The sequence below is a fragment of the Armatimonadota bacterium genome (assembly GCA_039679645.1).
GTDB lineage: Bacteria > Armatimonadota > UBA5829 > UBA5829 > UBA5829 > UBA5829.
Genome location: JBDKUO010000056.1, coordinates 22434 through 37279, shown reverse-complemented (window position 1 = coordinate 37279; position 14846 = coordinate 22434). Strand labels below are relative to the sequence as shown.

At 53.6% G+C, this 14846-nt stretch carries 13 protein-coding genes and 1 riboswitch; of the genes, 2 read left to right on the top strand and 11 right to left on the bottom strand.

Annotated features, from left to right (window positions below):
- Nucleotides 1–47: 47 nt before the first annotated feature.
- From ABFD83_11585 to ABFD83_11555, 7 genes are all read right to left on the bottom strand, one after another.
- On the bottom strand, nucleotides 48–611 hold the full coding sequence (locus ABFD83_11585) for a 4Fe-4S dicluster domain-containing protein (GenBank protein MEN6357712.1): 564 nt from the start codon (nucleotides 609–611) through the stop codon (nucleotides 48–50).
- A gap of 258 nt (nucleotides 612–869) precedes the next feature.
- Entirely contained in the window at nucleotides 870–3479 is a 2610-nt protein-coding gene (locus ABFD83_11580) for a glutamate synthase (GenBank protein MEN6357711.1), read from the bottom strand.
- 74 nt (nucleotides 3480–3553) lie between these two features.
- Nucleotides 3554–5086 (bottom strand): glutamate synthase-related protein, encoded by a 1533-nt coding sequence (locus ABFD83_11575; GenBank protein MEN6357710.1) that lies wholly within the window; start codon nucleotides 5084–5086, stop codon nucleotides 3554–3556.
- On the bottom strand, nucleotides 5086–6450 hold the full coding sequence (locus ABFD83_11570) for a glutamate synthase-related protein (GenBank protein MEN6357709.1): 1365 nt from the start codon (nucleotides 6448–6450) through the stop codon (nucleotides 5086–5088). Before ABFD83_11570 ends, ABFD83_11575 begins: the two co-directional genes overlap by 1 nt.
- Before the next feature lie 5 nt (nucleotides 6451–6455).
- On the bottom strand, nucleotides 6456–7328 hold the full coding sequence (locus ABFD83_11565; protein ID MEN6357708.1) for a methylenetetrahydrofolate reductase: 873 nt from the start codon (nucleotides 7326–7328) through the stop codon (nucleotides 6456–6458).
- A 1-nt stretch (nucleotide 7329) separates the two neighbouring features.
- On the bottom strand, nucleotides 7330–7734 hold the full coding sequence (locus ABFD83_11560; protein ID MEN6357707.1) for a hydrogenase iron-sulfur subunit: 405 nt from the start codon (nucleotides 7732–7734) through the stop codon (nucleotides 7330–7332).
- 319 nt (nucleotides 7735–8053) lie between these two features.
- A complete protein-coding gene (locus tag ABFD83_11555; GenBank protein MEN6357706.1) occupies nucleotides 8054–10870 on the bottom strand; it encodes a family 78 glycoside hydrolase catalytic domain in 2817 nt (938 codons plus the stop codon).
- 94 nt (nucleotides 10871–10964) lie between these two features.
- On the opposite strand from ABFD83_11555, the gene ABFD83_11550 reads away from it, so the two are divergent.
- Entirely contained in the window at nucleotides 10965–11177 is a 213-nt protein-coding gene (locus ABFD83_11550; protein MEN6357705.1) for a hypothetical protein, read from the top strand.
- A gap of 353 nt (nucleotides 11178–11530) precedes the next feature.
- Here ABFD83_11550 and ABFD83_11545 read toward each other — a convergent pair whose 3' ends face one another.
- Nucleotides 11531–11725 carry a hypothetical protein gene (locus tag ABFD83_11545; protein MEN6357704.1) on the bottom strand — a complete coding sequence of 65 codons (195 nt, stop codon included), beginning with the start codon at nucleotides 11723–11725 and terminating at the stop codon, nucleotides 11531–11533.
- A gap of 3 nt (nucleotides 11726–11728) precedes the next feature.
- On the opposite strand from ABFD83_11545, the gene ABFD83_11540 reads away from it, so the two are divergent.
- Nucleotides 11729–11950 carry a hypothetical protein gene (locus ABFD83_11540; protein MEN6357703.1) on the top strand — a complete coding sequence of 74 codons (222 nt, stop codon included), beginning with the start codon at nucleotides 11729–11731 and terminating at the stop codon, nucleotides 11948–11950.
- Nucleotides 11906–12028, bottom strand: a riboswitch (cyclic di-GMP riboswitch). It overlaps the preceding gene by 45 nt.
- 70 nt (nucleotides 12029–12098) lie before the next feature.
- On the opposite strand, the gene ABFD83_11535 is transcribed toward ABFD83_11540, so the two are convergent.
- The 3 genes from ABFD83_11535 to ABFD83_11525 all read right to left on the bottom strand — a co-directional run bounded on the left by ABFD83_11535 (nucleotide 12099) and on the right by ABFD83_11525 (nucleotide 14830).
- Nucleotides 12099–13193, bottom strand: a complete 1095-nt coding sequence (locus tag ABFD83_11535) for a Gfo/Idh/MocA family oxidoreductase (GenBank protein MEN6357702.1) — start codon at nucleotides 13191–13193, stop codon at nucleotides 12099–12101.
- Between the two features lie 69 nt (nucleotides 13194–13262).
- Nucleotides 13263–14132 (bottom strand): C40 family peptidase, encoded by an 870-nt coding sequence (locus tag ABFD83_11530; protein ID MEN6357701.1) that lies wholly within the window; start codon nucleotides 14130–14132, stop codon nucleotides 13263–13265.
- A complete protein-coding gene (locus ABFD83_11525) occupies nucleotides 14129–14830 on the bottom strand; it encodes a 4Fe-4S double cluster binding domain-containing protein (protein MEN6357700.1) in 702 nt (233 codons plus the stop codon). The genes ABFD83_11530 and ABFD83_11525 overlap by 4 nt, the downstream gene beginning before the upstream one ends.
- Nucleotides 14831–14846: the final 16 nt, after the last annotated feature.

Genomic DNA, 14846 nt, shown 5'->3' with positions numbered 1-14846 from the left:
TGTGCCCGGCTCCGGCAGCTTCGCTGCCGAAGCAACTGGGTTGTGTGTCATTTTGCCCTCCGTGCGCGATGCACCCGGTCGAATATTGTCGAGACCGCCTTACGCGCCCGAGTGCGCGGCGGGAATATCTTCATCTTGCCCTTGGCGAGCATGGTCGGGAACTTGGCCAAATCGCTGAAGAGGTCCCGTGTGCGCATCTTGTAAAAGCCCATCATGCCCATCTCATAGACTCGCCCGAAGAGCTTCATCGACTTAAGCATTTCGTCGTTAAAGGTCCTGATCTTCTCCAGGTCCTGAGTCGGGGCGCTTTTTGCCATCTCGCGGAGCCTGTCGATGAGCGCCGGTGTGTTTACCTTCATAGGGCAGCGCGATACGCAAGTATGGCATGACGCGCAGGTCCATATGGCCTTGCTCGAAAGCAGTTCGTCTTCCATACCCAGCAGGACCATCCGGTTCATCTGGTGGGGAAGGATGCCCATCTCAAGGCGCATCGTGCAGCCAGCCGAGCACCGTCCGCACTGCAGACAAGACGCCAGATTAAGCTCACCCTTGGGGTCCAGCTTTTCAAGCAGGCTCTGATCTATTTTTGTAATCGTTGCCGAGTTACTCATATACGTTCCTCATTCATGTTAGGGGAGGGCTATGTCCCCCTCACCCCAACCCTCTCCCGGCAATGGGAGAGGGAGTAAGAAAGTGCTATTGTTGGGGCAGATTTGCAATCTAGCCCCATAGGACAACCCCGGGATCTATGATCCCGTTAGCCATACATTTAATTTTCAAGCATTACGTTGTGGCATCGGAGATGCCATTTGGTCATTTGCGGGCCGGATCACAGATCCGCCCGAACTTGTATTTCATCCGCCCAGACCCTAGTCTTCGTCACAGTCCGTTGCATCATCCGCGACAGCAGCAGCGACAACTTTGCGCGCCGGAGCTACCTTGCGATAGACCTGCCTGGGTTCCAGTGTCTTGCCGTCTACTGTAAGCAGACGATCAACGGATATATCAAAGAGCCGTGCGTTTTCTTCCAGATAAGGCTCAATCAGCTTCCAATCAGCGTCGGTAAGCTCATAATACTCGCCGCCGTTGAGCTGTTCGTCATCGAGAGTGTTGTGCGGATCGCGGACATAGATCGCGCCGCCCGAAGCCAGCGAGAACAGGTTCGAGCCCGAATACGGCGTATCCAGGTCGATGATAGTGCCGTCACTGTCGAACTTCACACCGTTCAATATTACGAACCCGCCGCCATTTAGCGGATCACCGGCCATAAACGACTCAGCCAAAAAGTCCAGGCAGGTGCCGTTTATAATCGCTTTCGGGCAGCCGACCGCATTGATTAACGGTCTTCCAGCGGCATTGCCCCTGATAAATACGTCGCCGCCCTTGGCGCCATACATAAACGTCTGGCCGACATCGCCGTGGATTACCAACTTGCCGCCCCTCATGATCTGAGCGAGCTGGTCCTGAGCGTTGCCGTGAACCACTATCACCGCGCCATCCAAACCGGAAGCAAGGTAGTCGCCGGTGCTGCCGTAAGCGTCTATCCGGCAGTCGACCGATTCCGGGCCCAGACCCGAGCCGAGGAACCTCTGCCCGATATAGCTGTGACAGATGAATTTCTTCCAGCCCTTTTCATAGGCTTCGTAGACCAGCCTAGCGTCGCACTCATCGCCCTCCGGCGGGAAGTCGTGACCGTTAACGATCAACACTTCCTCATCGCCCATCGGAGCCCTCATGGCGTCGCGGGTCTCCCAGTCCACACGGGCATATTTTGAACTGCCGCCGTCGACTATGGACGGCACCGATTCAAATATAGCCGTAAGCGTATTGACCACAGCTTCAACTATTCTTGCATGCCTGTTTACGCCCGTGTGATAGCGGCGGTCGATCATAAGTGTCAGGCCGTTTATTGCAGCCGGACGCTGGTCGTCAGTCTGAACAGTAGATATGATCGAGCTGCACAGGCTCTTAAAGTCCTCAAGACTCATTCCAGATGCAGCTTTCTTTAGAGCCTTAAAGAGCGATACTCCGCTCTCATCAGCAAGCAGCGCCGGAATATTTGCTACGGCCTCATTTATAGCAACAGGTTCACCTGCTTTCAGCTCTCCGCTGTCTGCTTTGCGCTCTCTTCCAAACTTGTCCGCGCAGCTCAGCTTATACGACCCATCGTCCTGATGGTTAAGGGTGAAGACAAAAGTGCCGCCGTCCGTATAGCTGCCGCCGCGAGCGTTCCAATAGTTGTCGGCTACCGTGCAGAACCGGCTGTCCTCACGCGCAAGGCTGGCAAGAGTTGCATCTATTGCCTGTTTCTCGGAACAGATCAGGCCGATCTGGACCTCACCGTCCTGCAGCGCGAATACCTGTGGCCTGAGCATAGCCGTGTCTGTGATTCCCAGGAGCTGGAATGCGTCGTTTTCGACATCATTCCTGGCGATAATAAAGAACCACGGCCCGTCCGGTGAAGCATGGATATGGTCCTGCTGTATCCGCTTATACACTTCCTGCTTCTTTTTGGGCAGCATATCGAAGTCACGCTCACTGGTGGGCGCCAGGCCCTCGATTATATACTCCAGCGGATATTTATAGACCCTGCTCCAGAGATCAAAGACCAGTATAGATACCTCGGTATCGGTCAGAAACAGCGGCTTGATATTTCTCTGGGCCAGATACTCGCACACAGAATAATAGTTAGCGAAGTCACCGTTGTGCACCAGGGCCTCGTTCATGCCGCAGAACGGGTGCGCGCCGCCTGGGTGCCACACACGTCCGCGTGTAGGATATCTCTGGTGAGCGATCCAGACATGCGCCTTGAAGTCATCGAGCTGATAGTAGGTGACGATCTGCTCGGCGTAACCGACGATCTTCAGGATCATCATGTTGCGGCCCTGGCTCATCACAAAAGCCTGCTTGTCGCCCATGGCAGCATAATATTTGTTGTTGAGTTCAAATGCGTTCTGGAAAAGGAACTCCTCTTCTATGTCACGCGGGGATAACCCGTCAAGACCGCGCTTTTGCGCAAAAGCAGCGAGCACATCTTTCTTGGGTTTTACAAAATAACGGCAGATCTCAGGCGGGCAGACCGGAAGCCCTTCGATATCCTGCCAGTTGTCGATATGGCCGACCTGCTGGGCATGATGGATATCGAACATGGGGTTAACGTAGTCCGCTTCGACTGCATTCCTGGCAGCCGGGTCCAGCAGCGCTATTTGAAGTATGTAATCGTTGGTAAGCACATCCCGCGAGACGCCGAGCTGTTCCGGCACCATACCCACAGCCGCGATTCCGCCGCCCTTGCCGTTGCCGCGGTTATGCATCTGCACGGACGGCTCATAAATGTGCCTGCCGCCGACAGGAATGGAACAGGCAAACCCCGTAACCCCGCATCCGCCCTCTTCTTCAGTGTGCGGCGGTTCGGACGGGCTCCAGCCCTCCATCATCCATGCCCTGCTATTTATTAACTTATCCGCAAAGTCGTTCATATATGCCTCACGCAGGTGATAGGTGTTGGGTGTTAGGTATTGGAAAGAACCTCACTTACACCATTACCTGTCATCTACTCGTAATCTTGATGCTTAAGTAAATCAGTTCTGCCGCGCAGTTCGCTTATATCGCTCATGCCGAACCGGCTTAGAATATCGACTATCTGAGTGCGCCAAGCATGGAGCATGTTGATCAGTCTCTGCGTGCCCCACTCGATGTCCATTTTTTTGACCATTTCAGGGTCGGTAGTTGCGATTCCACGTGCACAGCCTCTGCCGGATTCGCACCTGCCGCACCTTATGCAGCCAAGCGCTACCAACTCAGGCGTGCCGATAACTACGCCGTCCGCACCTAGCGCAATAGCTTTAGCTACGTCGTATGCAGTCCTAACGCCGCCACTCACGATGAGAGTGACCTGATCTCGAATCCCCTCTTCGACCAGGAACCGCGAGACCTTCGGGATGGCGTATTCAATCGGCATAGCGATGTTCTTTTTAGCGATCTCAGGAGCAGCTCCGGTCCCGCCGTAGCTGCCGTCCAGATGGACTATATTGGCTCCAGCAAAAAATGACCCGACAGCGACCATATCCACATCGACAGGAGTAGAGACCTTGGCCGAGACCAGAGCGTTAGGGTTAACGTGTCTGATCCAGTCGATATGCTTTTTATGGTCCTCAATCGAGTAGACGCTGTGGAACGGGAAAGGCGAGAAAAGCGACGTGCCGGGCATGGCTCCGCGCATTGCAGCTACTGCGGGTGTGTTCTTGTCGCCCAACAGGTGGCCGCCCAGACCAGGCTTTGCGCCCTGAGCATATTTGAACTCGACTATAGGCGCGCGTCTTATTGTCTCTTCACGCACACCAAAGAGACCCGTCGCGACCTGTGTAATTACATGGTCTTTATATGGAACCAGGCGCTCGATATAACCGCCCTCTCCCGTGCAGGTAAAAAGGTTCCAGGCAGTTGCGGCCCGAGCCTTGCTCAAGATAGTCACCGGGCTGACTGACCCGAATGACATTCCGCCGCCGTATATGGGCAGATCGATTGTAATCTTGGGCCTGCCGTCTTCCCTGCGGTTGAGCGGGATGGACGTGTTGATCTCGTTCGGATCGGTCCTTTTGCCGCCTTCGGGGAAGACGAAGTCGATCTTATCGAACCCGCCGCCTGAGTTACCTGTCTTGTAGTTTAGTTCACCATCCGGCACTTCACCCGTTTCAGCCATATACCAGGTCGAGAGGATCAGGTCGGCGCTCCAGCGATAGTCGCCCAGAGACTCATATAAAGGAAGCACCTCCACGCGCAGCGCCTTCTGGGGGCACACATCGACGCAGAATGTCCCGTTTTCTTTGCAGATAGCAGCGGTGCACTTGCTCTCGAGCGGCCTCTTGAAACCGGCATAGCCCTCGGGCATCACATGCACACCGTTAGGGCAGACTTCCGCGCACTTGCCGCACTTAATGCACAGCTCCTCGTATCTTTTGACCCGGTACTTGCCGAGCGAGTTGCGCCAGCGGTCCGGCGCAGGCTTTACTTCGCGGACCGGCTCCGGCAGGCCCGTATCGGGGATCGGTTTGACTTTTCTGTGGGGGTCTATTGTAATCGACATTATTTTACCTCCACTCTCTTGCCGAAGACCGGCGCAAAGCAGTCGCGTTCCAGATCGTCAAAGAACATCGCTCTACCGGCCTCGCCGCGCAGACGCCTGGCCTCACGGATACCCATAGCGCCCATCATCTCCAGCATTTGAGAGTGCCACGCGCCCATCAGGTTTACTATTCTATGAACTGCATAGTCGTGATCCACATTTTCCAAACCTATCGGGCACTTGATCCCCTGTCTGCAGTTCTTACATACTCTGCATTCGAGAGCAATCAAAAGCGGGACATCCACACAGACAGCGTCCGCTCCGCAAAGCAGCGTCTTTATTACATGCTCGGCCAGTGAAATACCGCCGCTGGCAAAAAGTGTTACCTGATCACGTATCCCCTGGGCGATAAGCGCGTGATGCAGGTCGCGGACCGCAATTGATATGTGCTTCCCGTTGCCTGCAACACCCTCCCAGTCGGCGTAGGCATGCAGACCGTCTACCCCGGCTTTAACAAGATCGACAGCCCTGTCGATCGACTCCAGAGGCAGCCTTACTATCGCGACCAGGCTCGGGTTGGCAGCCTTGGCAGCCTTGATCTTCTCCATTACATCCGGGCAGTCGTCCCACTGAGCCAACCGGGAGATCGCAGGGTCGCCCTTGGCGTCTTTGGATATATGAGGCATGGCGGCATCGTTTGCCGCCAGCATCGGATCATCCGTAATTGCAAACGTGCCGAGCTCATTAGCAGCGTCGAGAATAGACTGCGAGACATTAGCGCTGGGCGAATGCCACGGCATCATATTAAAGATAACCGGCAGGGGAATCTCGACCTGGGTCGGAAAATCGGTCTTGAGGGAGCCGTCGGCGTTGAACTCCAGCTTCATAGGCTTTCGGCCGACATCGATATGGGTGCTGATATATTCGCGGCCATGGATACCGTCACGTGTAGGCCGAACGATCTCTGACATATCCGTCAGGATCGAGTCGAACCCCGGTCCCCTGAACGGTCCCGGGTAACCTGCGCCCGATACCGGAATTTTGCCCGTCTCAGCCTGAAACCAGGTGCCGGATATGATATCGGCGTTCCAGACATCGTCGCCCATCGCCAGATACTCCGGGTTGACCCGCTGGGTGAGCAGGCCCTTGGTGCAGCTCTGCACGCAGCACAGGCACCCCTTGCACTCATAGAGATATTCTACATAGTCCTCTGCGACGTGCTGAAGGCGGTCACGCTCATCATTGTAAACGCTGTAGGCACACTCACGCTTCACACAGTTGTGGCATGAAGAGCAGTCCTCGCGCCAGTCTATAATGCAGTATTTGCCTATAGGCTTGTGCCTGGGCGGCTCGGGACGTATTTTGATATGATATTTAGCCGGCATAATCTCTAACTCCCGAGCGCGCTTGATTTAATGATATTTGAAATGAGTTCAAAATCGCCGCCCATCAGATGGACACCGCGTACACCGTCAATCCCCTTGAGGCTCTTGATAGTATCGACAGCCATCTGCCTGCCGGCGTCTGCCGACTGGAGCTTGGCTGCAATATCGTCGGGCATAGTGTATTTCTCGGCAACAGATGCCGCCTGCGCGCTTGAACTCAGCGGCATAACGGATGCTATGATAGCTGTTTTCTCGTGCAAGCCGCGCTCGCGGACAGCTTTCATCCAGGCATTGAACTTATCAATATCGAAGACAGGGTGCGTGATCACAAAATCCGCCCCGGCGCTTATCGCCTTTTGCAGCACGATCACATTCAGCTCGACCGGCTCGGCGAAAGGATTGGTGTCCGTGCCCAGAGTCAGTTCAATCGGAGAATCTATCACCTGTCCGTCGGAGAGGCTGCCGTTTTTACGCATCGCATCCGCAATCTGCAGCAGTTGGATCGGGTCGAGATCGAACACGCCCTTGGCCGACCCGGCTGAGGTAAGTGTCTGATGCCGACCTGCAGTGCAGAAAATATTGCTTATCCCCATCGACACAGCGCCCAGGATCATCGACTGTAGTGCAATGCGGTTGTGGTCCCTGGTCGTGAATGCAGCTATAGACTCAACCTCTGCCTTTGCCAGATGAGCGCATGCGGCAAGGCTCGATAGCCTTATGCCGTCCTCACATTCCGGCGCGTAAAGCGCACTTACCGAACCTTTGAGAGCAGCGGCGCATGCCTGCAACTGCTTTGCGCCTGCGCCCTGCGGCGGAGTACACTGAGCCGTCACTATAAACCGGCCGTCTTTGACGGCCTTTGCAAAAACTTCACTCATTCTATGCCATCACCTCTTGAAGAGCAGGACTTTCCTGGCCGACAAATGACGCGATCTTGTCTATCGCCGTCTTAAGCGCCTCTTCGCTTCGCTCGCTCGGTACGATTATCTCAACAGCCTTTGGATCAATACCTGCCTCAGTCAGATACTCGCGCGCCAACTCGACTCTGTGCATCGCCCGGATGTTGCCTTCCATCAGCCTGCAGTCGCCGAGCGGGCAGGTGAGCACACACACTCCGTTATCTCCCTCTTCAAATGCCTTGAGAAGATAACGCGGGTCGATCCGACCACCACAAGGTACCGGTTCGAGAATTACTTCATCACGCATCCCCAAATCTGCAAGCTCGGCTGGGACCACATTTCCATCAAATACGTTTGAGCAGTAATATACGCGAATACATTTCATTTCCGTTCGCCTCCGATCCACAGACGCAAAAAGGGCGTCTTCACCACAGGACACACACATGTCCCCCGGCGAAGACGCCCTCGTCGATTTTGCTCAACACTAAAGCCCGCGCGCAATCCAACTTCGGATGCGCCACAGATAACAAAAGCCCACCCAAAGCGCTCTGCCCGGGTGGACTTCAAGTCGTCCATTACGCGTGAAACAACACCGATTCACGCATTAAAATATATGCTGACCGACACTGGCCAGCTCATTACCGTAATTATGCCCCATTAGCCCAAAAATGTCAATGTCTATAGGGCTATTTGTTTCGGATTTTTTACAAGCTCAATTCGTGAATGCCGAATGAGCACTCTTTTCCATTCACTATCGCTGTTGTTCCCTCGGGAACGCTGAGCTTAAGTGTGGTCTTGGCTGCATCCCGTTTTAGATTGACGTCTATATTACCGTGTGGTGTGGGCACGCTGCCCTTTGCCCATTCCAGGTCACCCAGGAACGGGCGCACCTCAAACCGCTCGAAACCGGGTGCTGCAGGCCGTACACCCAATACATATGACGGCAGCGAAAAAGCCGGAGCCGCGCTCCAGGCATGGCAGTGGCTTCTGGCAGGCCATTCACCGAACCAACCGGGGAAAGTTTCCCAACAGGTGGTGGCGCCATCGTCGACCATCATACCCCACCACTTTCGAATCAGCTCCACCACTCCTGCTACATCGCCTGCTTTGTCCAATGCCTCCAGAGTAAATGCCATCATAAACGGGCTGCCGATTTTGACCCAACCCTCCGGCACATCGATCAAATATGACATAAAGAGCTCAGCCTTATCTGCTGGGACTACATCGCACAGATAGGCCATAGTCTGCGTCTGCTGGCTTATTACGCTGCTTCGCGTGCCGTCTGCATGGATGCAGTCAATATACGCCTGCTTGTTCTCATCCCATAGACGCTTGTTGATTGCAGACTTTAGTTCGTCAGCCCATTGGATGTAAAGTTGGGCATCATCTCTTTTGCCGAGTGTTTCAGCAACCTTTGCGCTGCGTCTGTAAACAGCACAAAGAAGCATACTCAGATGAGCCATCGCTCCCTGCCTGGGGGTGTCCATAGGAGCCCAGTCGAGCAGGTTCCATGCGTCTTCCATTTCGTAGAGGCCTTCTTTGTTCGTGAAGTGCCGGCGCATGTTGAAGTTCTGCTTGCGTATGTCCGGATAGACCTCTTCGAGAAACGCTTTATCTGCTGTAAAGTCGTAGTGTTCGGCACAGCCCATAGCCCACAGCAGGCTCCAGGCCGGTAGAATATCTTCCCAACCGCTTGGAACTTGGCTCTCGACTATAGGCGAGCGCCACATAGACTCACCTGCAAGCTTCAGACATCGCCGAGCAAGCTTATAGTCGCCGAATGCAGTGTAAGCAAAGAGGCTCTCATTGCGGGCGTCACCCACCCAGAAGGTCTGCTCATAGGTCGGGCAGTCTACAAACGTGTCCTCACTGCAAAGCCGCACAGTCAGGCGCGAGATGTCCCATATCTTGTTGAGCTTATAGTCGCTGCACGCAAACTCGCCGCGCTCAACATACGGATATGTGTGTTCATAGAATTTGATCGTCTGAAATTTAGCCGGAGTGATGCAGCCATCCGGAAAGCGCAGAGTCAAAGTCGCGTATCTGGCGGCGCGTCTTATGACTGACCTCCACGTCTGCGGGCCTTTGCGCGCGATATATCTGAAAGTATTGTTTAATGTAAACGTCGGTTGATGCCGTCCGTTCGAGATATACTCGAACCCGTTGAAATCTACAATCAAGCCCTCAGGCGCATCCAGAGCTATTTCGAGGAAGCCTGTGGTCATCCTGCCGAAATCCAACAATATCTCGGTGTCTCCATCTTTAGCAGGAGCAATAGTGGTCGCATTATCGTTGGCGACCAGCATAGCCTCAGGCTCGGTTATGCACACTTCAGCTCCTGCATCATCGGCATCTGCAGTGATTGCTGCAACGTTTACTTCGTAGAGTTCTTCCAGTGTTACAGCGCGCACTTCGGGTATGCCCTGCAGTTCTTCAGCCTTTTCAGCATGCCATGCGCTTACAAAACTTGGGTCATCAGTCGAGGGCAAATAGCTTGTGACAGCAAACGGCGTAGGCGCATCTTTGCCGAGAGGCGATTGGAGCTTTACACCATCGCCTTCGATTATAAGGGTGAAGTTGGAGTCGTGATACCAGGGTATGGTTATGTCCGCGACAAGCAGGTGCCCACCAGCGCATATATCAACTCCGGCCTGGGCTGTATCTTTATCCAGATCAGCTCCATCAAGTCTGAGCGCTTTACAGTTGCAGTAGAACGGTTTGATCTTAACATTCGTGTCTTTGGAGCAGTAAAGCATAGTCGCTACCAGCCCGATCATGGCGAGCGGGTTCGCTGTCTTATCTTCCGGATGCTGGATCATTCTGATATTTATTCCCCAGGCCTGCTCGGGAGCTTTCACTGTGCGGGTCCTAATTGTCCGAACGGGATATACGGGAGCATTTGTAAGAAATGGAATATCCCTTGGCAGCAGTTTTCCCCACGGCTCGCAGCCGACCTCGCCGACTACGACAGGCTGGTCCCATCGGCTGTCGTCAAAGTCGACTTTCCTCCAGCCGGTAGGTTCACTGCGTGCATCAAAAGCCTCGGTCCACGCCTGCTGACATGCCGTGCGTGGAGTCCGCCGCTCATATGCCGGATGACAGAGCGTTTTCCAGGTCGAATCTGTTGCCGCAACTACATGACCATCGAGGTTTACTTGAGCTACCAGCCCTCCCGGCGCGTCCAGATACTGAAACGTGCCGATGCCGTAGTGCTGCACAAGCACGGCCACAGCATTCTTGCCCGGCTTGATGTAATTGGTGATGTCATAGCTGTCATATCGCCAGTTTTGTGTAAAAGCCCGCACCGGCCCGAACCCCAAATACTCGCCGTTTAACCAGAGGCTGTATCGCGAATCAGCGCTTATGTGAAGATCGATATGCTCGAACTTATCGGGCGCATCGAATGTCTTGCGAGCGCACCAATAGAAATTGCGCGGTGACGGCTCGTTTTTATCCCATATCCATTTAGCTTGCCAGTCCATCTCGGCAAAGCTCCTTTCGATATCAATAACATTTTGCACAGTATAGCATCATAACACGCTTCCGCATAGACCCTTAAGTTCTGCAAATTGCCGACCGAAAATATGGTGTATCTTTCCCGAGGGGGGATTTGCAATGGATTCGTATTGGATGAATGAGTTCAATACTGATGATGATATGCTCTTCGGCGCGCAGGACACTGATGACAGTGACTTCTACTGCCCGTACACAAACGGCCCTGAGTGCGCGCTGATGACAAAAGGCTGGCAGCCTCAGGAAATTTGCGAGAGCCTGGAGTGCGAGCAGTTGAAGTTATTGAAGCACAATAAACGCCACAAAGCAGCCTGACAAATTTAGTATTGATTATTTTATATTTTGTATTTGTACATAATTAAGCCCGGCCTGATTGGTAGTTCTCCCGTGTGTGAGGCCGGGCTTGAGGTCGCTATTCAATTTTTCGATATTCAATTGTATTCAGCCTTAGCCGAACTTGCGCTCACCTCCCCGGTAAAGCTCCCATTCTCAATTCAACACTCATAAACCGCTGATCATGCCGGTCATTGACCGACCAAGCCCCGATGGTCGAATGATGCGGCCGCTCAAAGTCACACCTTAAGCAATTTACGCTTAGTAAATTGCATGGTCTTAAGCAATTTACGCTTAGTAAATTGCATGGTTGCTTGCGACTAACCATGCATTACTTAATCGACAGCGCTTATGCTGGTTACTTTGTCCAGCCAGATATCCTCGATGTCGCCAACGAGGCACCCGCCATACATCGGGACGAACGACACCTCGTGCACGTGCAGTGTCTTGGTGTGTAGATCGCCGTGACGATCACGGAAAGTGACGCTTACATTTCTACCGAGATATTGCTTCGCTTCAGGGATCATCATTTTTTGGCCTCCAAGACCAGCAGCACGAAAAAGCCGAGCTGCCGTATAGAATTGCCGATGATCAAAAACCGCCGCGCACTCCGAGGCCCATACTTCAAGACCCCTATCCACGCAAATTTCACGTGGGTCTACCGGACGACTTATTACCGCCGGCAGTGCCTGATCATCAGCAACTCCTACTTCGGCAGCTCGGCTGACATACCGAGCGGGCAACTGATCGGCTAATCCGACCCTGCACCGCTTTCCGGGTTAGTCCCGTTGGCTTTGCGTCCCCACCTTTCGATGGGTTTGCTATTATCGGTAGTTGCTTACGTATAGGTTATGCCTTATGGGAGTGATGCTTTGCGCTGTGAGGAATACTAGTTTAGATTATTTAATCATGAGGGTGCGCGAACAGCGTCGCCTTTTCGGCAATACGCACTGCCTCCAGGGCATCATCGATAGTTACGCGCATTTTGTGAGAGGGATCATCTATTTTTCGGATCAGATCGGCCATGATAGAACGCAGGTTTTGGGCATAGACTTCCAGCTTCTCCTCTTCCAGCTCTACAACGGTGTTGACCTCATAGTCCACATCGTAGAAAAACTCGGACGAGTGCGCCTTCTGAGACTCGATCGGATCGACCACAACCTGGTCTTCTCCCAGCAGCTCTTCTAGTTTGTCGAGTCCGTCGTTGCCTGTCCATCCCCAAATATCGAGCTGCAATGGAATCCAGCCGATCATCTCAATTTCGCCCAGGTCGTATGCGAAGTGGAATGTCGTGGTCTCCAGTTCTCTTGGGCGGGAGAACGAGTGCCAGTATGTGCCCACGACTCCGTTTTCATATTTGACGGCGGCAAAGACCTTGTCCTCCATCCCCGGTTTTCGTTCGACTCCGAGAGAGAAAGCATCCTTGGCCTTCGTGCCTATCATCCAGCTTGCGAGGTCGAAAAAGTGCACTCCGTGTTCGAGCAGTATCCTGCCGCTGATATCGGGGTTCCAAAACCAGTGCCCTTCCGGCACGGTGTCCTGCATGGCATAGTTTTTCAGATCGACTCTCCTGAGCTTCCCGAAGACTTCGCTTTCCGTGATCTCATGCAGCAGTTCAACGATAGGATTATGTCGAAGCACAAAGTTGACTGTCGCTACACGGCCTGCCTCTTCGGCAACTTGCTTGATGATTTCACCATCTTGTTCTGTCAGGGCAAGAGGCTTTTCGATAAGCACATGCTTGCCTGAGCGCATAGCCTGTATCGCGAGTTCTTTGTGAGTGGAGGGTGGGGTAGCTATGGATACGATATCGACATTAGGGTCGGCAAAAATTTCTTTGTAGTCGGTGTAGAACTTCGGTCCGGTCTTTGGAGCGCGCGATGAATCGACATCGCAGAGTGCAGTCACCGTTGCGTTGTCCATCATATCCCATGCCTTATGAATAAACTCACCGAACCCGCCGTAGCCTATTATCCCGATTCCCTTGTTCTTTGACATTGTTGAACCTCTATTTACCGCACTTTCATGCAGTTTCGACAAACCGGATATAATCGAAACCTGTAAGCGTCATCCGGTCACGCCTCCTCCCGGGTCAAGGGTCGCCAGGCGCATCTTTCGCGCCCCCCAATAGATGGAAGTGTAATATGGATCGCTGATGGGAGTAATGCCGACTCCGAAGCCGCCTCTGGAATGAATAAAACGCTTCTTATCTACCATCATTCCCACATGACTTACACATCCACCGGAACTTGCAAAGAAGACCAGGTCGCCTGCCCGGAGGCTGTCTCGCTCGACGGGGACGGCCCGAGTGTCGTCCGCCTGCAAACATGCGTCACGCAGGAGAGTGACACCGTGAACCCTGTGGACAAGCTGAACAAACCCTGAGCAGTCTATCCCAAATGGTGATGAGCCTCCCCAAAGGTAGGGCACCCCGATGAACTGCTCGGCTGTCTCGACAAGTTTGCGCGGGTCGGGCAGAGGTATAGTCTGAGCCAGGTCTTTATCGACCAGCCGGGCCTCTTTCTTGCGTATATAGGCATGCTGATTGTCCGGCATGAGCAGTTCGACCCAATCATTTGCCGATTTGACCACTTCCAGCTCAGCGCTGATAGTCGCTTTAGTGAGGATCTCGGACTTGTCGGAGGCAGAGCGCCGCACGTCAACGAACAACTCGCGCATTATGGCTACAGCCCCCACGGATGCATAAGGCTCTGAACCTGAGGGCAGTATTCGCAAGGCAGCCGCCGGAATCCAGGCTCGATATGTGTCCCATGTCTGAACGTAGAGCCAGCCGTGGGAACCGTCTTCTATCTTGACGTTCTGACCGATCAGAGCCTGGCTGACCTGTTCGGATTTTGAATCAGGCTCTGCCCTGAGGGGTGCTATGTTTTGAATTACCACACCGATGCGGCCTGAAGACTGCGAGCCGGTGGTCATGGTTGTCCACTTCGCTTAATATATTCCTGAGTATAAGGGCAGGCAGCTATGCACATTCCACATATATATAGCTCGAAGCCGAACTCCCGCCTACCGGCTTCTATCTTTTGATAGCACGTAAGCGCATCGAAGAAAGACTCCCGCGCCATCCCCTTTTCCCGATTCTTCCCTGACGGAGCATTCACCGGGCAGGCTTTTGCGCATGCCATGCAGTCGCCGCAGCGTGAATTGTCTATAGGTGAGGCGACCGTCAGGGGCGCATCTGTGTGCACAGTCATTAATGAGACCGCAGGGCCATATTCCTCAGTTACCAGCAGGCAGCATTTGCCTATCCAGCCAAGACCAGCCCGCGTGGCAGCAGTCTTATGTGGAAGAGGTGTGCTCATAGTCTCGGGAGAAAATCCGCACCCAAAAAACGAGTTATGCAGAGCATTATAGCCCTCGCTTTTGAGAATGCTCACGCATTTGTCGCCCAGGTCATTCATCAGGTTCTTTACGCGAACGCATTCGGCATCGTATTCCGCCGTGGGGCCGTCTTTGACCGAGGCGATGACCGATGGATCGAATGCAGCAGCAATACTTATCGCGCGCGGCATATTGTGCCTGATATCTTCAGGAATGTCAGTCATATCCGCAAAGGCGACGAGGTCTGCCCCCGCAGCCTTTAACTCATCGATTAATATTTGCTGCAAGCTCATTTTGCATCCCTTGGGT

Coding starts and splice junctions, on each gene's coding strand:
- ABFD83_11585 (MEN6357712.1), bottom strand. CDS start 611: ATGAGTAACTCGGCAACGATTACAAAAATAGATCAGAGCCTGCTTGAA.
- ABFD83_11580 (MEN6357711.1), bottom strand. CDS start 3,479: ATGAACGACTTTGCGGATAAGTTAATAAATAGCAGGGCATGGATGATG.
- ABFD83_11575 (MEN6357710.1), bottom strand. CDS start 5,086: ATGTCGATTACAATAGACCCCCACAGAAAAGTCAAACCGATCCCCGAT.
- ABFD83_11570 (MEN6357709.1), bottom strand. CDS start 6,450: ATGCCGGCTAAATATCATATCAAAATACGTCCCGAGCCGCCCAGGCAC.
- ABFD83_11565 (MEN6357708.1), bottom strand. CDS start 7,328: ATGAGTGAAGTTTTTGCAAAGGCCGTCAAAGACGGCCGGTTTATAGTG.
- ABFD83_11560 (MEN6357707.1), bottom strand. CDS start 7,734: ATGAAATGTATTCGCGTATATTACTGCTCAAACGTATTTGATGGAAAT.
- ABFD83_11550 (MEN6357705.1), top strand. CDS start 10,965: ATGGATTCGTATTGGATGAATGAGTTCAATACTGATGATGATATGCTC.
- ABFD83_11545 (MEN6357704.1), bottom strand. CDS start 11,725: ATGATGATCCCTGAAGCGAAGCAATATCTCGGTAGAAATGTAAGCGTC.
- ABFD83_11535 (MEN6357702.1), bottom strand. CDS start 13,193: ATGTCAAAGAACAAGGGAATCGGGATAATAGGCTACGGCGGGTTCGGT.
- ABFD83_11530 (MEN6357701.1), bottom strand. CDS start 14,132: ATGACCACCGGCTCGCAGTCTTCAGGCCGCATCGGTGTGGTAATTCAA.
- ABFD83_11525 (MEN6357700.1), bottom strand. CDS start 14,830: ATGAGCTTGCAGCAAATATTAATCGATGAGTTAAAGGCTGCGGGGGCA.